The organism is Pectobacterium odoriferum (genome assembly GCF_009931295.1).
Taxonomy (GTDB): Bacteria; Pseudomonadota; Gammaproteobacteria; order Enterobacterales; family Enterobacteriaceae; genus Pectobacterium; species Pectobacterium odoriferum.
The window spans coordinates 2,836,818-2,861,910 of sequence record NZ_CP034938.1; the positions used below are offsets into that span (position 1 = coordinate 2,836,818).

Genomic DNA, 25,093 nt, shown 5'->3' on the forward strand with positions numbered 1-25,093 from the left:
AATTCAGGTGGGGAAACGCCTCGCAAGAAAGCGATAGACTTACGAACAATGGCATCCAGCGTGCGAGCTGTATTCCAGTTTTTCAGGCGTTTGATACTGCGATAATTGACGGAAAAATTGATTGCAAAAAAGGAGGTGAATAGTGAGGCGATTAAAAAGAAAAAGGACCGCAGAAGCGATCCTTTTACAGGAGCTATTTACCGTAGCTATTTACCGTAAAACACGGTGCGTCAGGTTACTTAACTTCGCCCATCGCTTTCAGCTTTTTAGACAGCTCACGGCGTTCTTTCGACAGATCGGCGTTTTTGATGATGTAGTCATCAACACGGTCTTCATAATCACCGCGCATGTTAGCGATGATGTTCTGTACGTCCTCAATGGACATGCCAGGTTTAAGATATTCGCTCAGGTTGTCCAGCAGCAGAACGCGCTTTTGGTTATCACGAATTTTCTTCTCGTTGTCGACGATTTCACGCTGAAGTTTGTTTTTACGACGAAACATGCGCACGAATTCCAGCACATCCTGGAAACACGGCTTAGTGTCCTTATCCATCTTTTACCCTTACCTTAAGTCATACATAAATTCTTTATGCATTCACCATACAGGTTATACCCAGCGTCTTTCAAGCAGTGCTTACGCCCTTTGCGCTAACACCTCGCTGAGCGGATAATCTGTCAGCAAACCATACCCTAAATAATTCGAGTTGCCTGCAGGCAGCTTGAAGTATGACGGGTATTTAGCGGTAATATACCGCGATACGCTGATTATGAACCTGCTCAATGGCCACTTCCGTATCGAAAATATCTTCCAACACCTCGGATACCATAATGTCTTCCGGTTTTCCCGTGTAGATGATCTGCCCTTTTCGCATCGCAATAATGTAATCCGAATAGGCGGAAGCAAAGTTGATATCGTGGATAACCAGCACGATGGTTTTGCCTAACTCGTCGGCTGCACGGCGAATCTGCTTCATCATCGCCACGGCGTGCTTCATATCCAGATTATTCAGCGGTTCATCCAGCAGCACGTATTCCGTGTCCTGACACAGCACCATCGCGACATAGGCTCGCTGCCGCTGGCCGCCGGAAAGCTCATCTAAAAACCGATCTTTCAATTCGGTTAGGTTGAGGAACGCCAGCGCAGCGCTGATACGTTCACGATCGTCAGCATTCAACCGCCCTTTAGTATAAGGATAGCGACCAAACCCTACTAGCTCCGCTACCGTTAAGCGGCTGGTAAACTGGTTTTCCTGACGCAGCACGGACAAACACGTCGCCAGCTTATCGCTTGGCGTGGTCACCACATCCATGCCGTTGACTTTGACCTGTCCGCGATCCGCGTCAAGCAGGCGACTGATGATGGACAACAATGTCGACTTCCCTGCACCATTCGGGCCGATAATCGACGTGACGCCACCACGAGGCACCGTCGCCGTGACATTATTCAATACCGTCACGTTATTATACGTTTTAGTTACATTGCCGATCTCAATCACACGGAAACCTTTTTCAGTAGCAACACAATAAACAGCGATCCACCCACAAATTCGATCACGACCGACAGCGCCCCAGACATATTCAGCAGATGCTCAAGCACCAGTTGTCCGCCAACCAGTGAAATCACGCCCAGCAGGAAAGCCGCGGGCAGCAACAGGCGATGCTGGCTGGAGCCAATCACTAAATAGGCAAGGTTCGCGACCATAAAACCTAAGAAGGTCAGCGGGCCAACCAGCGCCGTTGAAATGGCGACCAGCACAGAAACCAGCAGCAGAATGACCGTGACGCTGCGCTTGTAGTCGATACCCAGGTTAATCGCGTTATTACGCCCCAGCGCCAGCACATCAAACCGAAAGCGCATGCGCCAGATCACCACCGCGACCACCAGCGTAATACCAACCGACAGCGCCACCAGTTCAGGCACGGTACGGGTGAAGGTGGCAAACATCCGCCCCTGTAGAATGGCGAACTCACCGGGCGTCAGCAGACGCTGCATTAAGCCCGCCATGCTGCGAAACAGTGTGCCGCAGATAATCCCGACCAGTAAAACCAGATGCAGGTTATTGCGGCTGCCGGTGAACAGCCAGCGGTACAGCAGCGCGGAGAAGAGAATGAGCAGCAGTGTCTCAAGAACGAATTTGCCTTCAACGCCCAGACCCGGAATACCGCTGATGCCGAAAACAAACACCAGCGAGGTCTGAATCAGGATAAACAGGGCTTCAAACCCCATAATCGACGGCGTCAGCACCCGATTATTCGTCACCGTTTGGAACAGTACCGTCGACGCGCTGGCGGCAAATGCCACCAACAGCATCGTCGTCAGCATCAACCCACGGTGCGTCAAAATGTAGCGCAGGTTGCTGCCTAGATTGATGGTCATAAACAGCACAATCACCACAACAGCCGCGCCAGCCAGCCACATCAACCGCTGCGTCGGCGATAACCCCGTACGTTTTTCGCTAACGGCTCCGGTCAGCACCGTATTACGTTCATTGACTGACATGGCGTTTCTGACTTAGCAATAAGAGAAGGAAAACAGCAGCGCCAATGACGCCAAGAATCACGCTCACTGGAATCTCGAAAGGATAGCGAATCACGCGGCTGATAATATCGCAGCACAGCACCAGGCCGCCGCCAAGCAGGCACACCCACGGGATCGTTTTGCGCACATTGTCGCCCATCATCATGCTGATCAAATTCGGCACAATCAGCCCGATAAACGGCAGGCTACCCACCACCACGACCACCACGCCGCTGACGATGGCGATAATGCTCAGGCCCATCAGCATCACCTGCCGATAGTTGAGGCCGACATTGACGGAAAATTCACGCCCCATGCCTGCGACCGTGAAGCGGTCAGCAATCCAGCAGGCCGCCAGCGTTAACGCCCCCACCAGCCAGAGCAGCTCGTAACGCCCTTGCAAGACACCGGAGAAATCACCGGATTCCCAACTGCCGAGCGCCTGTAGCAGATCAAAATACATCGCGCCAAACGTGGTGATTGAACTGATAACCGCACCCAGCATAATGCCGACCAGCGGCACCACCAGCGCGGATTTCAGCACAATCCGCTGTAGCAGCATCATGAACAGGAAGGTACCCGCTAAAGCGAACAGGCTCGCTACCACCATCTTGGTGAAAATCGTCGCGCCGGGCACGGCGATCATCACCACCAGCAAACCTAAGCTAGCCGACTGTGTGGTCCCCGCCAGAGACGGTTCGACAAAACGGTTTTGCGTCAGCAACTGCATGATGAGACCCGCCACACTCATGGCGCTGCCTGCCAGTAGCAAAGCTAGCGTGCGGGGAACGCGGCTGATAAAGAAAATATCGCGCATTTCCGGGTCGTTCCAGACGGCCTGCATGTTCAGTTGCCCTGCCCCAACAAACAGGCTGACAACAATCATGCAGGCCAGAAACGCAAGACCCAGCAAATAGTAAAAAGACTTCATTGATTCTGCCGTAACCCTGCCGTTATTGCTTATCTAACGCGTCGCTGACGGTAGTCACGAGGTTTTTATAGCTTTGCAGCCCCCCAGCGATATACAGCGATGCAGAATCCAGATAGATCACGCGATTGTTTTTCCAGGCGTTGGTTTTGTGAATCAGCGGGTTATCCAGCACCTGCTGGGCCGATTCCCCGCCCGGGCGACCAATCGCGCTGTCACGATCGAGGATGAACAGCCATTCCGGATTCACACTCAGTAAGAATTCTGAGGTCACCACGTTGCCATGACGCCCAGATTCAGGGAATTCGGTCGCTGGTTTGAAGCCCAGTTCATCAAACACGAAGCCAAAGCGCGACTTAGGACCGTAGGCCGACATCTTGCCGCCGCTAACCATCAGAACCAGCGCATTGCCCGCGTTTTCTGTTTTGGCGCGCGTTTGGGCGATCTGCTGCTTGAAATCATCAATCTGTTTTTTCGCTTCCTCTTCTTTGCCGAAGAGGGTGCCCAGTTGCTCGATGCGTTGGATAAAGCTCGCCATAAACTGGTGCTCATCCACATCCATCGAAATCGTTGGTGCAATACCGCTCAGCTTGTCGTAGGCGTCGCGCGTACGTCCACCGGCAATAATCAGATCGGGTTTAGCGCTGCTGAGCGCTTCATAGGCAGGTTCAAACAGCGTCCCCGCATTCAGGTAAGTATCGCTGTTGTATTTTGATAAAAATGCAGGCAGCGGCGTACTGCTTTTCGGTACACCGGCAATCCCGTCGACCTTCAGTGCATCCAGCGTATCCAATGAGGCAGGATCAAACACAATCACTTTCTTCGGCGGCTGTGGAACCTGAGTGGTGCCCTGCGCATGCTCAATGCTGACCGTGTGGCTTCCTTCTGAAGACGATGCCTGCTGATCGCAGCCGGCCAGAACAAACATAGATGCCAATAACGTCGCCTTCACTGCAAACGTTGCATTCAATCGCACCGCATTTAACCGCATAAGTGTGTTCTCCATTTCGCTGTTTGTCGCCGAATGCTACCCCGCAGCGGACGCTACGCGGCAATAAAGAATTTAATTATCATTCGCATTAAAACGAAAATTGTAACCGAATGGACACAGTCATGCCTAGCGATTATGTCTACCCTCCTATTGATGTAAGTCAGGGAAGTGATGCAAATCAGGAAAGCGCCACAGAAAAGTCGATTCAATGGTATCCTTGCCGTTTTCCAGATTGTTTTGCCTGATTTCAGGCTTAGCGCACACGTAGCTAACTGCATATATGGCCGAGAAAACACAACCCACTTTTTTCATTCATGACTACGAGACGTTCGGCAAGCATCCGGCGCGCGATCGTCCCGCGCAGTTTGCGGGTGTCCGTACCGATATGGATTTCAATATTATCGGTGAGCCGCTAGTCATTTATTGCCGTCCGTCGGATGATTACCTGCCGGAACCAGAAGCGGTGATGATCACCGGCATTACGCCACAGGTCGCGCTGGCAAAAGGCGTCAATGAAGCGGCGTTCGCCCGTCAGATCAATGAGGCATTCAGCGTGCCTGGCACCTGCATCATGGGCTACAACAACATTCGCTTTGATGATGAAGTCAGCCGTAATATTTTCTATCGCAACTTCTACGATCCTTATGCCTACAGCTGGCAAAACGGGAATTCCCGCTGGGATTTGCTGGATGCGTTACGCGCCTGCTATGCCCTGCGCCCGGAAGGCATCGTGTGGCCGGAAAACGATGACGGCCTGCCCAGTTTCCGCCTTGAACATCTGACAAAAGCCAACGGCATCGCGCACGAGCAAGCGCATGATGCAATGTCCGACGTTTATGCCACCATCGCTATGGCGAAACGGTTTAAGCAAGCGCAGCCCAAGCTGTTTGACTATCTGTTCCCGTTGCGTAACAAAAACAAAATTTCCGCGCTGATTGATATCCCGCAAATGAAGCCGCTTGTTCACGTGTCTGGCATGTTTGGCGCGGCAAGGAGCAACACCAGTTGGGTTGTGCCGCTCGCCTGGCACCCGGACAACCGTAATGCGGTCATCATGTGCGATCTGGCTGGCGATATGACGCCGCTGCTGGAGTTGGACAGCGAAGCATTGCGTGAGCGGTTATACACCCGCCGAGATGCACTGGAAGCCAATCAGAGTGCGGTTCCACTTAAGCTAGTGCACATCAACAAATGTCCAGTATTAGCGCCGGCCAATACCTTACGGCTAGAAGACGCAGAAAGATTAGGTATCGATCGTCAACGCTGTTTAGACAATCTGGCCGTGCTGCGTAACAACGCGAGCGTCAGAGAAAAAGTGGTGGAACTGTTTGCCGACGCCCCTGCTTTCGCCGCCTCTGATGATGTCGATCTGCGGCTTTATGATGGCTTCTTTGGCGATGCCGACCGCATGGCGATGAAGATTATTCAGGAGACCGCCCCGCAGAACCTTCCCGCGTTGGATCTCACATTTGCCGATAATCGTCTGGAACCGCTGTTCTTCCGCTACCGTGCCCGCAATTTCCCCGGCACGCTGGACGACCGGGAACAGCAGCGTTGGTTGCAACATCGGCGTACGGTATTTACGCCGGAGCGCTTGCAGTCCTATCTGTCAGAACTCAGCAACCTGTATCAGTTGCATGAAGACGATAAAGAGAAGATGGCACAGCTAAAAGCGCTGTACGCGTATGCGCAAGAACTGGTGGGCTAAAGCATAAAAAAGCGGAGCACAGTGGCTCCGCTTTTCTCTTTTATGTAAGCCGTCAGTTTATTTAAACCGGCTCTTCACTGCATTGCGGTACTGGCTGACGGAAGCTGCGCGTCACGAATGCCAGATAGAGCAATCCAATCGTTGCCCACACCAGACCCAGCGTCATCGAACTGGCTTCCAGATTCACCCACAGCGCCCCCACCGTCAACGCGCCTAGCACAGGCATCACGAGGAAGTTAATGGTGTCTTTCACTGTGCGGTTACGGCGTTCACGAATATAGAACTGTGAAATGACCGACAGGTTCACGAACGTAAACGCCACCAGCGCACCGAAGTTGATCAGCGCAGTTGCCGTCACCAGATCGAACGACACCGCAGACAATGCAATGACGCCAACCAGCAAGACGTTCAAAGACGGCGTACGCCATTTCGGGTGGATGTAACCGAAGAAGCGCTCTGGGAATACACCATCACGACCCATGACATACATCAGGCGAGACACGCCTGCATGTGCGGCCATACCCGATGCCAGCACTGTAACGCAGGAGAACACCAGAATAACGGATTGGAAGAATTTACCCGCGACATACAGCATGATTTCCGGCTGAGACGCATCCGGCTCTTTAAAGCGCGAGATATCCGGGAAATACAGTTGTAGGAAATACGCCACGGCAACAAAGATCACGCCGCCAATCAGCGCCGTTAGGAAGATGGCTTTTGGAATCACTCGGCCTGCGTCCTGTGTTTCTTCCGACAGCGAGCTGATGCCGTCAAAACCCAGAAATGAGAAACAAAGAATAGTCGCCCCGGTGATCATCGGCACCACATGGGCGTTATCTGACCAGAATGGACGCGTACTGGTCAATGTTCCGGCACCTTCGCCCAGATAAACACCGTGAATCACCAGACCCAGGAAGACCGCCATGATAGCAACCTGCACCACCACGATAATGGAGTTCAAGTTAGCAACCAGGCTGATGCCACGCAGGTTAAACAACGTCATCAAACCGACCAGCGCCGCCACAAAAATCCATGACGGCACGCCGGGGAAGATCGCTTCCAGATAGATTTTCGCCAGCAGGATGTTGATCATCGGCATGAACAGATAGTCCAGCAGCGACGACCAGCCGACCATAAACCCGACGTGCGGGCTGATCGCTTTTTGCGCGTAGGTATAAGCAGAACCCGCAGACGGGAAACGTTTTACCAGTTTGCCATAGCTCAGCGCCGTGAACAGAATAGCGACCAGCGCAAACGCATAGGCAGTCGCCACATGACCGTCGGTCAGGCCAGACACGATACCGAAGGTATCAAAAATGGTCATCGGCTGCATGTACGCCAGCCCCATCATAACGACAGGCCACAGCGTGAGCGTTCTTTTTAACTGGGCACGTTTTGCGCCAGCATTAGGCAGTTGAGAATCAAGCGACATGGCGCGCACCTCCGTCAGTCACAGCAAAGGCAGCACTACTAAAAATTAGGGAGTGGATACAGGACTCGCCTGAATCACGATGAGAAGAGGTGGCTGTAACAGCACCAGAGATAACTTGCGACTGCGTCGCGCCATAACCAATACCTTTGCAGCACAAACCGGCGGGCACCGGTGCGAAACATGTTAATTGCCCCATCTTTCCTTTCCTCACTGTGCTCACAGGCACACACAAAATTATCTATCCGGATCGTTGTCCGGCCTCTTTGGTTGAAGACCCTATACCCAGCCAACCTGAGCTACAGAGAAAGGTAAGAAACTACACCAATACCCCTGTAACCTGAAGTATGACGAGCATAAATGTAAAAAAATAACCGACGCTATTAGACGTCGGTTATTTTGCAAGGCGCGTATTCTGCACCACTCGTTCTCATCTGACAAGGCTCTGAGAACGTTGGAAACCATTTATTTATCCCCCCCTTCTTCGAGCTGCCTGTACATTGGCTTTTCGCATGACTTATGGGTAAATAAGTAGGATAAATAAGATAATACTCGTTATAAAAACGTTGCTGCTATGTGTGAAGCCTACACAAAAAGTTGTGCTTAAAAATTACAACTCCTGGAACCGTTTTTTCTTTTCGTTTTGTAATCTTTCCAACTCAAAAATCACCTGCTGAAGATCACGTTCCTGCGCCGCGTTCAGTGAAGGGAACTTGAAGCTCAAACGCTGCGTCAGTTTCAATTCGCCTTTGTTATCGACGATTTTCACCATTGCCTGACCGACAAACTGTAAATCAACGCAGAAGAAACCGTGGTCAGCCAGGTCCATCTCGACGCTCTTAATGATGTCGCCTTCGGTCAACAGTCCCGTGGTGTCACGGTCGGTATACAGGCTCAATCCCCCCAGAGAGAGATCTTTGATGGTGAACAGGAAAACACTCTCATCCGGCAGTTCGCCACGGCACGTCAACGGCGGCCACAGCGGCGTGTTAATGCGGAAATAGGTTCTGCGTTGGATAAGATAAAGCAATTCAGGAATCTGCGCGCTAAAGGCTGGCAGCCCGTCGTAGTCCACCGTTTTTGCAATTTCGGCATTAAATTCGACTTTTGCACCTGCGGGTTCAGCGACAAAAGACAGTGCGCCGGCATACAGTGCGCGGCTATTCTCACGCTCAATGCCGCCTAAATCGAAGACAAACAGGTTGTTGTCGGGCACGACGTCAAGAATTTTACTGATGAACTGTCCGTGAGAATGATGAACCATCAGAGACGTATCATTCTTCTTTAACTCGCGCAATGTTGCACAGATTGCCAGTTTGTTGCGCTTAACAAACTGCTCTTTCAAATTTTCATTCACCGCTTTCATCCCTACCATTGTTTACACGGATTATGTGTCAATGGCTTATATTGATGTACGCCTCTTCGTTATCTTTCAAGTCCCATGTGTGCCAACACGATGCACTGTACTGGCTGCATATTGAAAACGATGACTCGGAGTACCTGAAACAGCATGAAACCTACCTTAAATACATCGAATGACAGGACAAACGTTGGTCCTTTAGGGCAAGGCACATTTATGCGCCTCATCACGTGGCAAGCAAAGAACAAACTCATGGAAAAGAATTTGAGCAGCCAGCACGTACGTAACTCGAAGCATGACAGGTAGAAGTTGGTGAAAACGATATCGGCAATTTTCTCAATAACTTTAGTGGAACAATAGGAAAAGTGTTAAGGAGCCGTCAAATGATGAAAATTATCAACGCCAGTCATCGCAAGGCCAGCCGCTCCTTATATAACACCCGTTCGCTATTCAGCAGGATAGTGATACAGCAGCCAGGTTAAGGCCAGTAGATCGGCGCTACCGCCTGGGCTAAGGTTTCTGGCAATCAGTGCGTCGTCCATCTCCCTCAGTGCCTGACGATCCAGCGGCCCCGCCAGCAATCGCCGTGCGTAATCTTGCACAAACGCCAGCCCGTCCATTCCGCCGCGTGAAACGACATTGGTGTCAGGATTGTGAGCCATCAACACCAGCAGCGTCCGTAACAGCGCGGTTTCGTCACCCTCTCCGGTGGCAATCGTCTGATGCAGAGCGGGCAACGCGTACTGACATACGGTATTGAAACCGCTGGCGGCTTCCCCTCTCGCGCCCGTCAGTCCATGACGTTGATAGAGATGTTCACCCGCCGTCGCGGCGCCAGAACACGTCTCCAGCTCATTCCGCACCACATCGTGGCACATTATCGCAACGCTATCGCACAGGCTGCGCTGCGTCACACGCTCTCCCCGTCCTGCCAGCCAACCGGCAGCACTACACAGCAGGCCAAACGCGAAAATCCCACCTTTATGGGTATTCACACCTTTCGTCGCTGACAGCATCGCCTGTTCACAGGCGATGCCGATAGGTCGAACCTGAGACAGCAACTGCGCTAGCGGTACACTGGCGTGCTGATAACCCACCTCGGTAAAATGCCGGAACCAGGGGGAGATCGCCTGAATACTGGTCTGAAACAACGCGACATCCATATCGCGGTGAGATCCGTTATTGGCGCAATCCACCAGTCCGGGCTTCGGTGTCAGCATGACTTCCATCGTCAGCGCATGCGCCACCCGCTGGTCGATATCCGGTAACACGTCGCGCTCCCGATAATCGCCGACAGCAGAACGGGATACCGCAGCAAACAGAATACCGTCAGGCTGGCGTAAAGTAGGCATTAACCTTTTCCTCAATGTGCTCAAGCAGCTCAGGCAACGAATGACGACGTGAACGGCTACAGGCGTGTGCCACCCGATCGCACAATAGGCAGGTGCGCCCGCTGTGCGCCAGCATCGACCGGCCAATCAACCCTTCTTCCGGGCTGAAGATATCGAAATCCCATAGTCTCCCCAGCTCATGGCTATCTTCCAGCGCAATGGTCGCGGCTTTCACCGAAAGCGCATCTTTAGTGATCGCCCATAGCCCTTCCGCACCCGTTGCCAGCCAGCATATCTGCTGTTCCAGCACCGTCCATCCTCGCGTCTGACACAGCGAAGCGAACGATTTGATGGCTTCGGCCATCACCTGCCGATAGCCTTCGCTATCTTTTACCGGCCCCGGCGTGACCAGCGTCAGCGACACCAGTGTCGTACCGTGGCGGGCAAGCCATTCTTGCTGGCGAACTGCGCGGCGTTCCTTCGCCGCGAGTAAGGTTTCCAGCGAGATGGAAACAGTCTTTGTCATCGTCGATTCCCTCATCCGTTTACGCTTATTCGTCGGCTTCTTTCACCTGACGAACGACGTCAATCACGCTGCCATCGCGATAGCGAATAACGCCGACGATGCGATCGTGAAACTCGATAGCACGTGGTTCACCCACCAGCGCAATCGCACGCTGATACAGATCGTCAATCGTCATCACCGTCAGACCCGCCTGTTTCAGGCGTTCAGCAACTTCAGGGCGCGCCGGGTTGACGGCAATGCCGTGATCGGTCACCAGTACGTCAATGCTTTCTCCCGGCGTAACCCGCGTCGTCACCTGACGCACCACGGTCGGGATGCGGCTACGAATCAGCGGCGCAACCACGATGGTCAGGTTCGCTGCCGTTGCGACGTCACAGTGTCCGCCGGACGCACCGCGCATCACGCCGTCTGAACCGGTGATGACGTTGACATTAAAATCGGTGTCAATTTCCAGCGCGCTGAGAATCACCATATCGAGCTGATCGCAGCAGGCCGCTTTAGAGCTTGGGTTGGCGTAAACGTTAGTGGAAATCTCGACGTGATTCGGGTTCTTCGCCAGCGATGCGGCCGCATTGGCATCGAAACACTGGGTATCGATCAGTTTCTCGATCAGCCCTTTTTCGTGCAGATCGACGATCCCGCCCGTGATGCCGCCGAGGGCGAAGCGCGCCACGATGTTCTGCTGACGCATTTTATCTTCGAGGAAACGCGTACAGGCCGTAGAAGCCGCGCCGGAACCCGTCTGGATCGAGAAACCATTTTTGAAATAACCGGCATGTTCGATCACGTCTGCCGCAGAACGGGCAATCAGCAGCTCGCGCGGGTTGCTGGTGACGCGCGCCGCGCCCACGCTGATTTTGGCCGGATCGCCCACTTCATCGACCTGAACGATGTAGTCCACCTGATCCTGCACAATGCTGGCTGGCATGTTCGGGAACGGCACCAGCGCTTCGGTCAGCAGCACCACTTTACGGGCAAACTGCGCATCAACCATCGCATAGCCCAACGAGCCGCAGCTGGATTTTCCCGCGGTGCCGTTGGCGTTGCCAAATTCATCGCTGCACGGAACCCCCAAGAAAGCGACATCGATATTCAGTTCACCGCTTTGCAGCAGATGAACGCGACCACCGTGGGAATGAATCTGTACCGGTTCTTTCATTAATCCGTGAGAAATCGCATCGGCCAATTTGCCGCGCATCCCCGAGGTGTAAATCCGGCTGACCACGCCCGCTTTGATGTGCTCGATCAGCGACGCGTTACAGCTCATCAGCGAGCTGGATGCCAGCGTCAAATCGCGAAAACCCATCCGTGCCAGCGTATCAATCACCCGATTAATGACTTTATCGCCTTCGCGGAAATGGTGGTGGAAAGAGATCGTCATCCCATCTTTCAGTCCGCTGTGGCGAATCGCCTCTTCCAGATCGGCACACAGTTTGCGCTCATGTTTTTGGGCGACATCATTCAACCACGGCGTATTGTGGTTGGCGTTGACGAAGGGTTGCAGATGACGTTTTTCCGGGTACTGCTTTTGCAGTGCTTCAATAAAATGACTCATTGTCTAATCCTGTAATTCCTGAGAGCGGCCATTGCGGTGTAATCACGCAATGGCTATTTGCGAACGCCGGAGGCCTGAGCACGTTCCAGCACTCTTCTGGCGTGGTCGATGATTGGCCCGTCGATCATTTTCCCGTTCAGGGAAATCACGCCCAAGCCGGCACGCTCGCCCTCATCGGCGGCTTTGATCACCAGATGGGAATAGTCCACTTCATCCTGCGTGGGAGCATAGGCGTTGTGTAGCAGCTCAATCTGGCGTGGGTTAATCAGGGATTTACCGTTAAAGCCCAGTCTGCGGATCAGATCGACCTCTTTCAGGAAGCCCGCATCGTCATTGACGTTGGGATAAACCACGTCGAAGGCGTCAATACCGGCAGCGCGAGCCGCGTGTAGTACCGCGCAGCGGGCATAAAAAAGCTCTGTGCCGTCACCACGTTCCGTCTGCATATCCATCACGTAGTCGAACGCTGCCAGCGCAATCCCGATCATGCGCTCGGAAGAACGGGCAATCGCAACGGCGTTAATCACGCCCACCGCAGACTCAATCGCCGCCATAATGCGCGTGGAGCCGACTTCACGACCGCAGGCTTTTTCGATACGAACCAGATGGTGTTCCAGCTCATCGACATCGTCAGTGGAATCGGTTTTCGGCAGACGAATCACATCGGCACCACCGCGCACGGCCGCTTCAAGATCCAGCAGGCCAAACGGCGTACTTAACTGGTTGATGCGTACCACGGTTTCAATATCACGGTACATCGGGTGCTGGAGCGCATGGAAAACCAACAGGCGCGCGGTGTCTTTCTCACGCAGGGAAACGGCATCTTCCAGATCGAACATAATGGAGTCAGGCTTGTAGATAAACGCATTGGACAGCATGGCGGCGTTCGCGCCGGGGAGGAATAACATGCTGCGACGAAGCTTATTCATTATAATTTCTCCCATTCAATCTGCTGCCCGTCTGCGGCGCGCAATACTGCACTTTGCACGCGAGCACGAATGACACAATCCAGCGCGCCTTTGTCATCCACAATGATCGTCCCTTCCTCTACGCCCAGCGCTTTCAGCGTGTCATTCACAACCTGTTTGATTTGGTGGCCAAACTGTTTCATGACTTCGCTGTTGATGACCACGGTGAGTTTCCCCTCTGCTGGTGCCACTTTGACCAGCAAATCGCTGGATTCAAAGGTGCCCGCCAGGGACTCCTTAACAATCTTCATAGACTTATCCTGATTAATTTTAATTACGCGTATTCGGGTTCGTAGTAGTGCTGTAAATGCGCAAAGGTTGAGGCCGGCACGATGTCCTGAATACGGCTGTACTGCCGAAGTTTGAGTAATTTCCTGACTTCCGAAGCGGAAATTGCCAGTCCTGAGGTTTGCCGTTTGCGTTCAATTTCAACCACGCTTAACGCCGGGGAAGACATCGTTTGGTCTTTCTCCAGCCAGTAGTGCATGTCCTGGTTGTACTGATATGTCACCGGGCAAAAAGGTTCGGTGCCGACGAAGCGCTGGGTAATGTCGAGCGCTGGCGCGATATATTTCCTGAAAATAATTAAATCCAGCGCCGCGTGGGCGCGCGTGATCAGCTTCTCTTCCTTCAGGAAATAGCCGGGAAACGTCGCTTTAGAGATCATGTAGTGAGAACCGGCATGTACTGTCACATTGCGGATGTGTTCCACGCCGCGCTGTACCATCTCCAGACGTTCACTGAATGGGAAAAAGGACACGTCTTCCCGCACCACGAAAACGTGCAGCCAGTCACACGACTGCGCCGCATGCTCCGCCAGATAGCGGTGGCCCAGCGTGAAGGGGTTCGCGTTCATGACAATCGCGCCGATCTTTTTATCTGTCCGCGTCGCAAGCGGTTCAGGGTGCGCAAACGCCGCCAAAGACTGGCAATATTGCTGAATGCCAATCGGCGTGTTTTCCATCAACACCGCGCTGTCCTGATAGCACGCCAGCGGGTAGAAACCACATCCGCGAAAGATGTCGACATTTTCTGGTCGGGTATAGAGAAACAGGTGGAAATGGCCGCGCTGCGCCGCCTGCTGCATCACTTCATTCACCACCTGCACGCCCAGATTGAGGTGTCTGAATTCAGGATCGACCGCAACGCATTTAATGGTGTTGGCGGCTAGCCCCGCACAGGCGATCAGCCGCCCGCCCCGTTTGCCAACCACCACGATGTCAATATCGTCATCCATGCCGAGCTGGCAGTGTGCGAGGAACTGTCGTACGGCCTCCCTCTCCTGCTCCCGAAGGCGCACATCCAGCGTGTCAAAAAAGACGGAATCATTGGCATACATCACGGTTCTTCCTGCAACTCGAATTATTTAGGCAATCTATTGCAGGCTGCCGGTTTAGCGCCGACAGCCTGGTACTTACACGGATAGTCAGTGCGCGACGGCTTCAGCCGTTGCCTGAACCGATTTCAACGGCGCAGCGGCATCCACGATCGTGTTACGCAAATGGCCAATGTTTTCGATTTCAACTTCAATGCAGTCACCCGCTTTCATAAACAGCGGTGGATTGCGTTTTTTACCCACGCCGCCCGGCGAACCCGTGATGATCACGTCGCCGGCACTCAGCTCGGTAAAGGTGCTGATGTATTCAATCAGTTCAGCGACTTTGTGGATCATGCTGCTGGTATTGTCGTCCTGCACCATGCGGCCATTCAGATACGTGCGGATCGCCAGTACATGAGGATCGGGAATTTCATCCGTAGTGGTTAGATAAGGGCCGAACGCACCGGTTTTCTGCCAGTTCTTACCCGCAGTAAACCAACTGTGCTGCCAGTCACGCGCAGAACCATCCATGTAGCAGCTGTAGCCTGCGACATGAGAGAGCGCGACATCCTGAGAAATATTCTGTCCACCTTTACCGATAACGACCGCCAGCTCGCCTTCATAATCGAACTCGCTGGAATAATGCGGTTTGATAACTGGCGTCGCGTGCCCGGTTTGCGAATCCGCAAAGCGCACAAATAATGTTGGCGCGGGATTCTCTTCATTAAATTCCTGACGTTTAGCGGCGTAATTCATCCCCACACACAGTATTTTCCCTGGTGCGGTAATAACCGGTAAAAATGTCACATCCGCGACCGGAATATCCGGCGTACTCATACTGAATTCGTGTGCCACGTGTAACGCATTCTGCGCCAGCAGTGTTTTCAGATCGGGATAGCGGTGACCAATTTTACCGCCGAGATCGATTAATCCCGTTGGCGTATAAATGCCGTAACTGTCCTTACCGTTATAACGATAGCTTGCAAGTTTCATAATATTTCCTGTGCAAAATAAACCCACGCGCATTGGCGGTTTTTATTCTGTTAACTCAGCTCATTTTTCAACGTAATATTTATATACCCTAAATAATTCGAGTTTCAGGAAGGCGGCAAGAGAGCGAATCCCGATGAGCTTACTCAAGTAAGTGATTCGGGTGAGTGAACGCAGTCAACGCACATGCAACTTGAAGTATGACGGGTATAGCTCAGCGCTTTTTATTTTCTGAATGACATCAGACCAAAAAGTTGGCGAGCACCAGCAGTGATATCGAAACGTTAATTGCACCGCCGATACGCGTGGCGATCTGCGCGAATGGCATCAGCACCATACGGTTACCTGCCGTCAGAATCGCAACGTCACCTGTACCGCCCTGTCCGCTCTGGCAGCAGGAAATAATGGCAACATCAATCGGGTGCATACCTATTTTTCTACCCACAAAGAAGCCAGTTGCGACCAGCGTCACTACGGTAGAAATAATCACCAGCAGGTTTTGAATCGTAAAAGCGTTCACCAATTCCTGCCACGGTGTAATCGCCACGCCAACGGCAAACAGAATCGGATACGTCACAGAGGTCTGGAAGAACTTGTAAACGACCTGAGAACCTTCCAGCATTTTCGGTGAAACACCGTGAGCCAGTTTCACCAACACCGCAGCGAACAGCATGCCAACCGGTGCAGGCAGGCCAATGACTTTGTGGCCAAGCATACCCACCATATACAGCAGGATTGCCAGCAGAGCGCCAGAGGCAATGGTCGTGACGTCGGCTTTGCCGCTAAAGGCAGAAGCCGGTGTGCTGCTTGCGCCGCCGCCCAGGTTATTGTCTTTATTAGGCATCAGTTCGCCTTCACCGGTCAGATGTGGAAAGCGTTTACCCAACTGATTCAGAACACCGGCAAGGATGATCGCGGTCAGGCTGCCCAGCATCACGATAGGCAAGACGCGCCCCAGCGCAACACCCTGATCCATATGCAGAATCGTGGCATAGCCGATAGACAGCGGGATAGCACCTTCACCCACCCCGCCCGCCATAATCGGCAGAATCAGGAAGAAGAAGATTTGGAACGGATCCAGGCCGAGTGCAATACCGACGCCCATGCCCACCAGCATGCCGGCGATTTCACCGCACAGCATAGGGAAGAAAATACGCAGGAAGCCCTGAATCAGCGTCTGCCGATTCATACTCATGATGCTGCCGACAATAATGCAGCAGATGTAGAGATACAGGATGTTGGTACTTTTATAGAATTTGGTCGTGGATTCAACGACAACGTCCGGCAGCAGGCCGTAATGCACCATCGCCGAGGGGATAAAGGTCGCACAGATTGCCGCCGCCCCCATCTTGCCGATAATCGGCAGACGTTTACCAAATTCACCGCAGGCAAACCCAAAGAATGCCAGCGTCGCCACCATCACGACGATGTCGCTCGGCAACTTGCCACTCAGGCAGTCGATGCCGATTAATACCCCCGCCAGCACAAAGAGCGGTACTGGGATAATACCGACTTTATAGGTATCCAGAACGTGCCACCATTTTTCCTTTAATGAGGCCTTCCCAGCCGCCTCATTATTTACCACAATATATGAATCATCAGTCGTGCTCATAACTCTGTCCCCGTTTTATTTTGTCCGCGAATGATAGGGGGCGGCCACCTATTATTATGTGATTCCCTTCAAATTAAAAAATGAGTTTTAAAGGTGTTTATGGTTTTTATGGTTTATATTCAAAAAACGTTTATTACGCAGGCGGTTAGATGATTTTACGATCAAAATAAACTTTACGATTTCTATGGAGTTTATGGTTTTTATTTCCTAAAAATGACTATGTTGATAAAACGTAATTAAGTTGTTTATTAAAGAAAACAGATGCGTTTAATTTTATCTGCTTATTACTAACATCGTATTGGCAACAACATATTTAAATGTGTTATTGCTCACAAGTTTTTTCCTCTCAGTCCATCCTTATTACCATTCGTGATAAATTCATCAGCTATTTTTCGTTCACCGGCAGGCTACCGCACATCATGAGAGTAAGACTTTCCTTTCATATCAAATTATTTATCTATTTGATCGTCTTCTTCTCTTCGTTGCTTCTAATGACGGGCATTTATTATTATCACGATATCGATAAACAGCTGTATTCCGAGCTGGGTGCACGAGCGCAGGTACAGGCCAGAGAAATCGCCATCATCCCGTCCTTGATTGAGTCGGTGAAGCATAAAGACATCAAGCAGATAAGCACGCTCGTTCAACAATTGAAGCTGCGCAGCGACGCCAGCTATATCGTGATCGGAGATAATCAGGCGCATCACCTGTTTCACTCTGAAGATGCCGGTCTTGTCGGCACGCAGATGGTGGGCGGCGATAACGTTGAGGTTCTCGCCGGGAAAAGTATTATCACGGTGCGTCGGGGCGGCATTGGCATCTCACTACGCAGCAAAGCGCCGATCGTGGCTGACGGTCAGGTTATTGGTATTGTCTCCGTCGGCTATCTGAAAACCCATATCGATAACCTGACGTTCAGTAAACTGGCGCACATCCTGCTGGCGATTCTGGCGATGTTTGTCGCGCTGTTTATCTTTTCCTGGTGGTTCTCGCGTAATCTGAAGAAACAGATGTTTGGCCTCGAACCGCTTGAGATTCGTATGCTGGTCAGGCAGCAGAAGGCGCTGCTCGAATCGATCTACGAAGGGGTGATCGCCATCGATAAGCAGCACCGCATTGCCGCCATTAACCATGCCGCCAAAGAAATCCTCGGGCTGAACGAACCGTCCTATCTGTTGCGCGGCAAGCCGATTGATACCGTCATTAAACCCGTCCCCTTCTTCTCCGGCGAGGCCATGTGGAACAGCGACACCCACGATGAGATCTGCCGTTTTAACCACGCTACCGTGATTGCCAGCCGGGTGCGGATCATGCTGAAGGATGAGCTTCAGGGCTGGGTCATCAGCTTCCGCGGTAAAAATGATATTCATACGCTTAGCATGCAACTCAGTCAGGTGAAACGTTACGCGAATAGTCTGCGCATTCTGCGCCATGAGCAGTTGAACTGGACGGCGACGTTGGCCGGGCTTTTGCATCTAAAACGCTATGACGAAGCCATCAAATATATTGAAGCGCAGTCCGAAAGCGCACAGGTGGTGCTGGATTTTGTTTCGCGCCGCTTCTGTTCGCCCGCGCTGTGCGGGCTGCTGCTGGGCAAGTACGCGACGGCACGGGAAAAAGGCATTGAGATTGTTTTCGATCCACGCTGCCAGCTCACCCACATTCCACCCACGCTGAGTGAAACGGAACTGATGTCCATCATTGGTAATTTGCTGGATAACGCGATGGAAGCCACATTAGCCACCACCGCGCCACATTATCCTGTCGAGGTGTATATCTATAACAGCGAACAAGAGCTGGTCATTGAAGTCGCCGATCAGGGAACAGGTATCGATCCGGCTATTGCCGATAGCCTGTTTGAAATGGGCGTGACCAGCAAAACACAGGGCGACCACGGGCTGGGGCTGCATCTGGTCGCCAGCTACGTCAATCAGGCTCAGGGAATGATCGAAGTCTCGGCCAACCAGCCGAATGGCAGCATATTTTCCCTATTTATTCCGATGTCCCCCCAATAATTTGAGCAGCGCGTATTGAATAACGCACAGGCCGCTTGAGGTATAACGGACACACTATTTTGTTTTATAATTCAGATACTAACAGGGATTTACACCATGCAGCACACTGAACATTTCGATGTCTTAATCGTTGAAGATGAAAGTAAGCTGGCAAATATTCATGCTGAATTTATTGAGAAACATTTCAATCTGCGTGTCGTCGGGATTGCCGCTACGCTTTTTGAAGCCAAAAAGCTCCTTCAGCAGCACAGGCCGCGTCTGATCCTGCTCGATAACTATTTGCCCGACGGCGAAGGGGTTTCGCTGATTGAAAGCCAACTGCTCAAGGGGATGGACTGTTCCGTCATCTTTATTACCGCCGCCAGCGATATGAATACCTGCGCTCAGGCGATTCGCTGTGGAGCCTTTGACTACATTATCAAACCGCTCTCCTACCCCCGGCTGCGCTCTTCGCTGGAGCGATTTATTCAATTCGTGAAAACTCAGCACACTTACAAAATCGTCGATCAGCAGAACGTCGATATTCTCTATCAACTGCAATCATCCGGCACAGCCACCTCCTCGTCAGCAAAAGGCATTGAAGAGAACACGCTGGGGCTGATCAAGCAGATTTTTGCCAACGATGGCGGCGATACACTCTATTCTGTCGATGATATCGTCGAAAAAACGGGGCTCAGTAAAACGACGGCGCGCCGTTATCTGGAGTTTTGCGTTGAAAACCAGTTCCTCGACATCGAAATGCGTTATGGCAAGATTGGCCACCCGCGTCGGCTGTATCGTACAAAAAGCCCCCTGTAGGTGTCGCGCCCCGTACGCTATGGCGGTAATATTCGCCGCCATAGCGTATCCGGCAGAGACAGACGACGATATGCGATGAAACGTGAGATAAAAAAGCCCAATGAAAGAGTAACGGGTGATGCATCCAATTAGTCGAACATGTATTTTTCAATGAACGCCCCGATGACTTTTTCATGCAATTCAATCGAGCGTGAGAAGCAGATTTTTTTACGAACCAAACGTTTAATACGAGTCCTAACGTGCGAATGACGGTGTTAATGCCGATTTTCAGTGTTCTGGCAGTATCACGAACGCCAGCGCCGTTGAATGCCATTTCGCTAATTTGCTCTTTGACACCGAGTTTACGAGCTTCATAGGTATAGGTGAGCAGAAACACACGGTGACAGTCACGACAACGAAACCGGTCACGGCCTTTAGGATTCTGCCCGTGACGGTAAACCTGAACAGACTGACAACGGGGACAATGAACATAAACGCGAGCCATGAGCACACCTCAAAGCGGGCATTACACATCAATTCAACTAATTAGAGACATTACCCACTGGTTTAGCCATATCTCCATAAAACACCATGCATTTGCACAGTGCTTTTTGATATCCATCACAGAACGTTATTATCACCCAATCTGGCACTAACATCGCGATAGCATAGCCCGATAACTCATAGTGGTTAGCAATAACGTCATGGTTGGCAATGGAATAAATAATGGTTAGCAATAAAATCGTGAACAGTATTTTTACTAAAAAAAGAGTCGCACATGGAGAGTTATAATGCAGCATTTTGCTAGTCAAATTCGTAACACAAAAATCGCACATAAACTGTATGCTGGGTTTGGCATTATCTTATTACTCGTTATTATTGCCTCAACACTTAGCGCAAAAAGATTTAAAGACATTAAAGATATTTATGAAAAAACCAATCTTATTTATAGCGTCAACATTGAGGTTTTTCAGGCAAAAATAAATCGTGTTAAATATTTCTACGCACCAGATGAAAAAACAAAAGATATTCTGGCAAAATTTGTCAAGAGTGCGACAGACTTAACTGACAGTGCAAAAAACCTAGCCTGGAGCACTGATGAATTAGGTCACATCAACAATTTAAAAGAAAATTTAGAGGGATTTCAGGCATCGGTTTCCGCAATGTCCACCGCAACACTAAAAGCGGTTGGAATTCAGGAAAAAGTCAACGCATTGCATACACAAGCTACGCTGGAACCTGTTGCTCAGACCATTCATAACACCAGCGCATTCCCCGATAATGATGCTTATTACGCGATGAGCAAACTGGCTTTCTTATTGAGTGAGGTGCAAAAGCTGAGCTATGAGCTGCAAACAACAAAAGATGAGAAAACATTAACTGCGCTGAATACTCGTTATGCAGAGACGGAATCAGCCTATCAGGCATTACCGACTTTACCTTCTGACCTGAAAGATCAGGCTGACGCGTTACGCAATTACATCAAGCAATACCAACAGCTTAATGCGGACTACTACACCGCTTTCGATGACGTGAAAAAAGCAGAAACGCTGGTCATGAGAGCAGGAACGAAAAGCAGCGCCGACATTAATGCGCTGACCGCCATCATCAAAGCGAAAAACGATGAACTGGCCTATAACTCCGCCACCATTACGATGATTATCGGCCTCATTGCCGTCATTATCGGTATCATCATTTCGATCTACATTACCCGGATTATCACCCGACCTATCATCCATAACCTGGCGCTGGCGGAACGTATTGCCAGTGGTGACCTGACGACGACAATTCAGACCGATCGTCACGATGAACTCGGCCGACTCACCATGGCCATGGGAACGATGAATGAGCAGTTGCGCCACGTTATCTCCGAAGTACGGGACAGCGTCGGTAGCGTTAGCCAGTCAGCAAGTAAAATTGCCACAGGCAATAGCGATCTTTCCTCGCGCACCGAACAGCAGTCGGCTGCCGTCGTTGAAACCGCAGCCAGCATGGAAGAACTGACATCAACGGTGAAAAACAACGCCGACAACGCTAAACATGCCAGCCAGATCGCTGCCGATGCCTCCAAGAATGCGCTGAAAGGTGGCGAAGTCGTGAAACAGGTTGTGACGACCATGGACAATATCGCGGCCAGCTCAAAAAAAATCGCCGATATCACCACCGTCATCAATAGCATTGCTTTCCAGACCAACATCCTGGCACTGAACGCCGCGGTAGAAGCCGCACGCGCCGGTGAACAAGGGCGTGGTTTTGCCGTGGTAGCAGGCGAAGTACGCAGTTTGTCGCAGCGCAGCTCTCAGGCGGCTAAAGACATCGAAGCGTTGATCTCAGAGTCCGTCGAACGTACCAATGCGGGTAGTCATCTTGTGGCGGTTGCCGGAGAAACCATGGAGCAAATCGTCGATTCCGTTTCTCGCGTGAACGACATCATGGGGGAAATCTCATCTGCTTCGGAAGAACAGAGCCGGGGAATTGGGCAAATCGCACAGGCAATCAGTGAGTTGGACACCACCACTCAGCAGAACGCCTCACTGGTAATGGAATCCTCCATTTCCGCCAACTCGCTGGAAGAACAGGCTGTGCTGTTAGAGAAGTTGCTCAAGCACTTCCGCGTGTCCCAATCTGATAACCACGCAGGCTCACGCGCATCATCCTCTGCGTCACGACACGCGCTGCCAAAACGTGTGTCAACGGCAGACAAAAAAGCCGCATCATCAGAAAGCGACTGGACGTCGTTTTAACGCCCCACGCCCGGATGCTTCACACACATTCGGGCGTATCAGAAACCCTGTAGCGGTATCAAAAAAATCGTAGTATCAACACAAACCAGCACGCATTGCGGTTAGCACTACAGGCCCTCGTTCAACGGCATCGTTGAAGGATTAGGGTACTGATACTCAAACCCGAGCTCATGGCAGATACGCTGTCCATCAACAATCTTCCCCTGAGCGCTGTCGCTTACTGGCGCAAACTGCGGCGGAGACAGGTGCAATCTGCGCGCCTGTTCAGGGTAAAAATCCTGTCTGGCAGGATGTTCTGGCGCACACAGATTATAGATATGCCCGCCGTTCGGAAGTTTAAGCAGCAACAGAATCGCCGCCAGCACATCTTCCTGATGTACCAGATTCACGCCATGATTACCGCGCGGCAGATTGGTTTTGCCCGCAAGGAAACGTCCAGGATGGCGTTCACCACCGACCAGCCCCGCAAGACGCAAGATATCCACGGAGGTATCAGGTAGATGCTGCAACCACTGTTCGAGGGACACCAGCGTCTTCCCTGCTACCGTCGTCGGCTGTAGCGGCGAGTTTTCTCTTGCCGTGCCGCTGCTATCGCCATAAACCGAGGTTGAACTGGTGAAGATAATACGCGGGACATGAAACACGCGCGCCATATTCACCAACTGCTGTACCGCTTGCGCATACCCTTCCCCCCCTTCCGCCGTTCGGCTTGCGGGCAAGGTCACGATCAATACGTCAACCTGTAGTAATGCGCTAAGCTCGTCTGCGTCGCATTCCAATTCAGGCGTCAGCGCCAGTTGATAGCACTCAATGCCGCTCATACGCGCCGCTTCCACGCCATCCTGAGTGGTTTTCGTCCCTGTCACGTGGTAGCCGTGCCCATTCAGCGCCAGAGCTAACGGCATACCCAACCAGCCCAATCCCACAATCGATACTTTTTTCATCAGCCGTTCTCCCCTGCAAGGAGCCTGTTAATTAACATCATGCACGCCTACAGAGTAAACGGCTTTCATGCCCACCGCTACGGATGCCTGTCCGATTTCCGTAGTCTTTTCTGCCTATCAAAAGCGGATATCCAGCGCGATTATGCTGGCACATCACTCAACAAAAACGAACTTCCCACATCTGCTAAAAAAATGTTGCACAACAGCCCGAACATGGTTTAGGTTATTCAACAGAAATCGTTATTGATTTAATAAACATTGATACAACAAAGAGACACTTTATGACACGCGTTCTGTTTAACCACCATCATCACCATCATCCTGATTAGTCTTTCGGGCAGTTGGTGCTGGAAGACGTTAAGATCTTCCAGTGGCGCAGAACACAAAGAGAGCCCTCGGAAGATCATCTTCCGAGGGTTTTTTTATGGCCCAATGTTTCTAACAATTTTAAATTTGACAGGTTAATGAGGTTTCCATGCTGGATAAAACACGTTTACGGATAGCAATGCAGAAGTCAGGCCGCCTGAGCGACGATTCACGCGAACTACTGGCGCGCTGCGGGATCAAAATCAACTTACAGCAACAGCGTCTGATTGCATTCGCAGAAAATATGCCGATTGATATCCTGCGAGTACGCGATGACGATATTCCCGGACTGGTCATGGATGGCGTCGTCGATCTGGGCATCATCGGCGAAAACGTGCTGGAAGAAGAGCTGTTAAACCGTCGTGCACAGGGCGAAGATCCGCGTTATTTCACGCTGCGCCGTCTGGATTTCGGCGGCTGCCGCCTGTCGTTGGCGATGCCGCTGGATGAAGCCTACACCGGCCCTGAATGTCTGCAAAACAAACGTATTGCCACCTCTTACCCTCACCTGCTCAAACAATATCTCGACAGACAATCCGTCAATTTCAAATCCTGTCTGCTCAACGGTTCCGTCGAAGTGGCGCCGCGCGCTGGTCTGGCCGATGCCATCTGCGATCTGGTCTCTACCGGTGCCACGCTGGAAGCCAACGGCCTGCGCGAAGTCGAAGTGATTTACCGTTCCAAGGCCTGTCTGATTCAGCGTGACGGCGAAATGCCAGAAGAAAAACAGCAGTTGATCGATAAACTGCTGACCCGTATGCAAGGCGTGATTCAGGCACGTGAATCGAAATACATCATGCTGCACGCGCCTAGCGAACGTCTGGAAGAAGTCATCGCCCTGTTGCCTGGCGCTGAGCGCCCAACCATTCTGCCGCTGGCTGGCGACCAAAGCCGCGTTGCCATGCACATGGTCAGCAGCGAAACGCTGTTCTGGGAAACGATGGAAAAACTGAAATCGTTGGGTGCCAGCTCCATTCTGGTCCTGCCTATTGAAAAAATGATGGAGTGATGGC

At 51.7% G+C, this 25,093-nt stretch carries 24 protein-coding genes, 1 pseudogene and 1 other annotated feature; of the genes and pseudogenes, 6 read left to right on the forward strand and 19 right to left on the reverse strand.

Features of this window, described 5'->3' with window-relative positions:
• Nucleotides 1-235: 235 nt before the first annotated feature.
• From tmaR to EO763_RS12675, 5 genes are all read right to left on the reverse strand, one after another.
• Nucleotides 236-553: a PTS system regulator TmaR gene (tmaR, locus tag EO763_RS12655; RefSeq protein WP_005967626.1), complete on the reverse strand. Its 318-nt coding sequence runs from the start codon at nucleotides 551-553 to the stop codon at nucleotides 236-238.
• A gap of 184 nt (nucleotides 554-737) precedes the next feature.
• Entirely contained in the window at nucleotides 738-1,496 is a 759-nt protein-coding gene (locus EO763_RS12660) for an iron ABC transporter ATP-binding protein (RefSeq protein ID WP_161529157.1), read from the reverse strand.
• Nucleotides 1,493-2,500, reverse strand: a complete 1,008-nt coding sequence (locus EO763_RS12665) for an iron chelate uptake ABC transporter family permease subunit (protein WP_103157229.1) — start codon at nucleotides 2,498-2,500, stop codon at nucleotides 1,493-1,495. The genes EO763_RS12660 and EO763_RS12665 overlap by 4 nt, the downstream gene beginning before the upstream one ends.
• Nucleotides 2,487-3,449, reverse strand: coding sequence for an ABC transporter permease (locus tag EO763_RS12670; protein WP_161529158.1), 963 nt, complete (start codon nucleotides 3,447-3,449; stop codon nucleotides 2,487-2,489). Before EO763_RS12670 ends, EO763_RS12665 begins: the two co-directional genes overlap by 14 nt.
• A gap of 22 nt (nucleotides 3,450-3,471) precedes the next feature.
• Nucleotides 3,472-4,416: a siderophore ABC transporter substrate-binding protein gene (locus tag EO763_RS12675; protein WP_425281365.1), complete on the reverse strand. Its 945-nt coding sequence runs from the start codon at nucleotides 4,414-4,416 to the stop codon at nucleotides 3,472-3,474.
• A 301-nt stretch (nucleotides 4,417-4,717) separates the two neighbouring features.
• On the opposite strand from EO763_RS12675, the gene sbcB reads away from it, so the two are divergent.
• Complete coding sequence (sbcB, locus tag EO763_RS12680) at nucleotides 4,718-6,145, forward strand: exodeoxyribonuclease I (protein ID WP_161529160.1); 1,428 nt, start codon at nucleotides 4,718-4,720, stop codon at nucleotides 6,143-6,145.
• 61 nt (nucleotides 6,146-6,206) lie between these two features.
• On the opposite strand, the gene EO763_RS12685 is transcribed toward sbcB, so the two are convergent.
• The 11 genes from EO763_RS12685 to EO763_RS12730 all read right to left on the reverse strand — a co-directional run bounded on the left by EO763_RS12685 (nucleotide 6,207) and on the right by EO763_RS12730 (nucleotide 17,234).
• Nucleotides 6,207-7,577: an APC family permease gene (locus EO763_RS12685; RefSeq protein WP_161529161.1), complete on the reverse strand. Its 1,371-nt coding sequence runs from the start codon at nucleotides 7,575-7,577 to the stop codon at nucleotides 6,207-6,209.
• Nucleotides 7,567-7,773, reverse strand: coding sequence for a hypothetical protein (locus EO763_RS23825; protein ID WP_341874899.1), 207 nt, complete (start codon nucleotides 7,771-7,773; stop codon nucleotides 7,567-7,569). The genes EO763_RS12685 and EO763_RS23825 overlap by 11 nt, the downstream gene beginning before the upstream one ends.
• A 411-nt stretch (nucleotides 7,774-8,184) precedes the next feature.
• Nucleotides 8,185-8,940: a flagellar brake protein gene (locus tag EO763_RS12690; protein WP_161529162.1), complete on the reverse strand. Its 756-nt coding sequence runs from the start codon at nucleotides 8,938-8,940 to the stop codon at nucleotides 8,185-8,187.
• 440 nt (nucleotides 8,941-9,380) lie between these two features.
• Nucleotides 9,381-10,286, reverse strand: coding sequence for a triphosphoribosyl-dephospho-CoA synthase CitG (gene citG / locus EO763_RS12695; RefSeq protein ID WP_161529163.1), 906 nt, complete (start codon nucleotides 10,284-10,286; stop codon nucleotides 9,381-9,383).
• Nucleotides 10,264-10,791 (reverse strand): citrate lyase holo-[acyl-carrier protein] synthase, encoded by a 528-nt coding sequence (citX, locus tag EO763_RS12700; RefSeq protein WP_039489831.1) that lies wholly within the window; start codon nucleotides 10,789-10,791, stop codon nucleotides 10,264-10,266. The genes citG and citX overlap by 23 nt, the downstream gene beginning before the upstream one ends.
• Before the next feature lie 25 nt (nucleotides 10,792-10,816).
• Nucleotides 10,817-12,346, reverse strand: coding sequence for a citrate lyase subunit alpha (gene citF / locus EO763_RS12705; protein ID WP_161529164.1), 1,530 nt, complete (start codon nucleotides 12,344-12,346; stop codon nucleotides 10,817-10,819).
• Nucleotides 12,347-12,399: 53 nt separating this feature from the next.
• Nucleotides 12,400-13,275, reverse strand: a complete 876-nt coding sequence (gene citE / locus EO763_RS12710) for a citrate (pro-3S)-lyase subunit beta (protein WP_010305292.1) — start codon at nucleotides 13,273-13,275, stop codon at nucleotides 12,400-12,402.
• Nucleotides 13,275-13,565 carry a citrate lyase acyl carrier protein gene (gene citD, locus EO763_RS12715; RefSeq protein WP_039532928.1) on the reverse strand — a complete coding sequence of 97 codons (291 nt, stop codon included), beginning with the start codon at nucleotides 13,563-13,565 and terminating at the stop codon, nucleotides 13,275-13,277. The genes citE and citD overlap by 1 nt, the downstream gene beginning before the upstream one ends.
• Nucleotides 13,566-13,588: 23 nt before the next feature.
• The gene (gene citC, locus EO763_RS12720) at nucleotides 13,589-14,653 is read right to left on the reverse strand and encodes a [citrate (pro-3S)-lyase] ligase (RefSeq protein WP_161530388.1); all 1,065 of its coding nucleotides are present in this window, start codon (nucleotides 14,651-14,653) and stop codon (nucleotides 13,589-13,591) included.
• 87 nt (nucleotides 14,654-14,740) lie between these two features.
• On the reverse strand, nucleotides 14,741-15,625 hold the full coding sequence (locus EO763_RS12725; RefSeq protein WP_103940552.1) for a fumarylacetoacetate hydrolase family protein: 885 nt from the start codon (nucleotides 15,623-15,625) through the stop codon (nucleotides 14,741-14,743).
• Between the two features lie 238 nt (nucleotides 15,626-15,863).
• Nucleotides 15,864-17,234 carry a 2-hydroxycarboxylate transporter family protein gene (locus tag EO763_RS12730; RefSeq protein WP_103940554.1) on the reverse strand — a complete coding sequence of 457 codons (1,371 nt, stop codon included), beginning with the start codon at nucleotides 17,232-17,234 and terminating at the stop codon, nucleotides 15,864-15,866.
• 419 nt (nucleotides 17,235-17,653) lie between these two features.
• Here EO763_RS12730 and EO763_RS12735 point away from each other — a divergent pair, with 419 nt between their 5' ends.
• Both EO763_RS12735 and EO763_RS12740 read left to right on the forward strand, forming a co-directional pair.
• Nucleotides 17,654-19,249, forward strand: a complete 1,596-nt coding sequence (locus EO763_RS12735) for an ATP-binding protein (protein WP_161529165.1) — start codon at nucleotides 17,654-17,656, stop codon at nucleotides 19,247-19,249.
• A 96-nt stretch (nucleotides 19,250-19,345) separates the two neighbouring features.
• Nucleotides 19,346-20,047: a response regulator gene (locus EO763_RS12740; protein ID WP_161529166.1), complete on the forward strand. Its 702-nt coding sequence runs from the start codon at nucleotides 19,346-19,348 to the stop codon at nucleotides 20,045-20,047.
• A 128-nt stretch (nucleotides 20,048-20,175) separates the two neighbouring features.
• Here the strand turns inward: EO763_RS12740 and EO763_RS23940 are convergent, their stop codons facing one another.
• Nucleotides 20,176-20,265 (reverse strand): IS1 family transposase, encoded by a 90-nt coding sequence (locus tag EO763_RS23940; protein ID WP_425281345.1) that lies wholly within the window; start codon nucleotides 20,263-20,265, stop codon nucleotides 20,176-20,178.
• Nucleotides 20,235-20,531, reverse strand: a pseudogene (locus EO763_RS12745) (IS1-like element transposase); the annotation flags it as partial. The gene EO763_RS23940 and the pseudogene EO763_RS12745, both read right to left, overlap by 31 nt.
• 286 nt (nucleotides 20,532-20,817) lie before the next feature.
• On the opposite strand from EO763_RS12745, the gene EO763_RS12750 reads away from it, so the two are divergent.
• Nucleotides 20,818-22,770, forward strand: coding sequence for a methyl-accepting chemotaxis protein (locus tag EO763_RS12750; protein ID WP_161529167.1), 1,953 nt, complete (start codon nucleotides 20,818-20,820; stop codon nucleotides 22,768-22,770).
• Between the two features lie 107 nt (nucleotides 22,771-22,877).
• Here the strand turns inward: EO763_RS12750 and EO763_RS12755 are convergent, their stop codons facing one another.
• On the reverse strand, nucleotides 22,878-23,714 hold the full coding sequence (locus EO763_RS12755; protein WP_161529168.1) for an SDR family oxidoreductase: 837 nt from the start codon (nucleotides 23,712-23,714) through the stop codon (nucleotides 22,878-22,880).
• Nucleotides 23,715-23,995: 281 nt separating this feature from the next.
• Between EO763_RS12755 and hisL the strand changes: the two genes are divergently transcribed.
• Nucleotides 23,996-24,043 carry a his operon leader peptide gene (hisL, locus tag EO763_RS12760; RefSeq protein ID WP_106389040.1) on the forward strand — a complete coding sequence of 16 codons (48 nt, stop codon included), beginning with the start codon at nucleotides 23,996-23,998 and terminating at the stop codon, nucleotides 24,041-24,043.
• Nucleotides 24,019-24,140 (forward strand) — a sequence feature (His leader region). (Overlaps the previous gene by 25 nt.)
• A 49-nt stretch (nucleotides 24,141-24,189) precedes the next feature.
• Nucleotides 24,190-25,089, forward strand: a complete 900-nt coding sequence (hisG, locus tag EO763_RS12765; RefSeq protein WP_039489847.1) for an ATP phosphoribosyltransferase — start codon at nucleotides 24,190-24,192, stop codon at nucleotides 25,087-25,089.
• Nucleotides 25,090-25,093: the final 4 nt, after the last annotated feature.

What these genes read in the sequence shown, in the direction of transcription:
- EO763_RS12735 (WP_161529165.1), top strand. Translation starts at nt 17,654, where the DNA reads ATGAGAGTAAGACTTTCCTTTCATATCAAATTATTTATCTATTTGATC.
- EO763_RS23825 (WP_341874899.1), bottom strand. Translation starts at nt 7,773, where the DNA reads ATGGGGCAATTAACATGTTTCGCACCGGTGCCCGCCGGTTTGTGCTGC.
- EO763_RS12750 (WP_161529167.1), top strand. Translation starts at nt 20,818, where the DNA reads ATGCAGCATTTTGCTAGTCAAATTCGTAACACAAAAATCGCACATAAA.
- citX (WP_039489831.1), bottom strand. Translation starts at nt 10,791, where the DNA reads ATGACAAAGACTGTTTCCATCTCGCTGGAAACCTTACTCGCGGCGAAG.
- hisG (WP_039489847.1), top strand. Translation starts at nt 24,190, where the DNA reads ATGCTGGATAAAACACGTTTACGGATAGCAATGCAGAAGTCAGGCCGC.
- EO763_RS12730 (WP_103940554.1), bottom strand. Translation starts at nt 17,234, where the DNA reads ATGAGCACGACTGATGATTCATATATTGTGGTAAATAATGAGGCGGCT.
- EO763_RS12665 (WP_103157229.1), bottom strand. Translation starts at nt 2,500, where the DNA reads ATGTCAGTCAATGAACGTAATACGGTGCTGACCGGAGCCGTTAGCGAA.
- EO763_RS12725 (WP_103940552.1), bottom strand. Translation starts at nt 15,625, where the DNA reads ATGAAACTTGCAAGCTATCGTTATAACGGTAAGGACAGTTACGGCATT.
- EO763_RS12755 (WP_161529168.1), bottom strand. Translation starts at nt 23,714, where the DNA reads ATGAAAAAAGTATCGATTGTGGGATTGGGCTGGTTGGGTATGCCGTTA.
- EO763_RS12685 (WP_161529161.1), bottom strand. Translation starts at nt 7,577, where the DNA reads ATGTCGCTTGATTCTCAACTGCCTAATGCTGGCGCAAAACGTGCCCAG.
- EO763_RS12690 (WP_161529162.1), bottom strand. Translation starts at nt 8,940, where the DNA reads ATGAAAGCGGTGAATGAAAATTTGAAAGAGCAGTTTGTTAAGCGCAAC.
- EO763_RS12670 (WP_161529158.1), bottom strand. Translation starts at nt 3,449, where the DNA reads ATGAAGTCTTTTTACTATTTGCTGGGTCTTGCGTTTCTGGCCTGCATG.
- EO763_RS12740 (WP_161529166.1), top strand. Translation starts at nt 19,346, where the DNA reads ATGCAGCACACTGAACATTTCGATGTCTTAATCGTTGAAGATGAAAGT.
- citC (WP_161530388.1), bottom strand. Translation starts at nt 14,653, where the DNA reads ATGTATGCCAATGATTCCGTCTTTTTTGACACGCTGGATGTGCGCCTT.
- citG (WP_161529163.1), bottom strand. Translation starts at nt 10,286, where the DNA reads ATGCCTACTTTACGCCAGCCTGACGGTATTCTGTTTGCTGCGGTATCC.
- tmaR (WP_005967626.1), bottom strand. Translation starts at nt 553, where the DNA reads ATGGATAAGGACACTAAGCCGTGTTTCCAGGATGTGCTGGAATTCGTG.
- citD (WP_039532928.1), bottom strand. Translation starts at nt 13,565, where the DNA reads ATGAAGATTGTTAAGGAGTCCCTGGCGGGCACCTTTGAATCCAGCGAT.
- citE (WP_010305292.1), bottom strand. Translation starts at nt 13,275, where the DNA reads ATGAATAAGCTTCGTCGCAGCATGTTATTCCTCCCCGGCGCGAACGCC.
- citF (WP_161529164.1), bottom strand. Translation starts at nt 12,346, where the DNA reads ATGAGTCATTTTATTGAAGCACTGCAAAAGCAGTACCCGGAAAAACGT.
- sbcB (WP_161529160.1), top strand. Translation starts at nt 4,718, where the DNA reads ATGGCCGAGAAAACACAACCCACTTTTTTCATTCATGACTACGAGACG.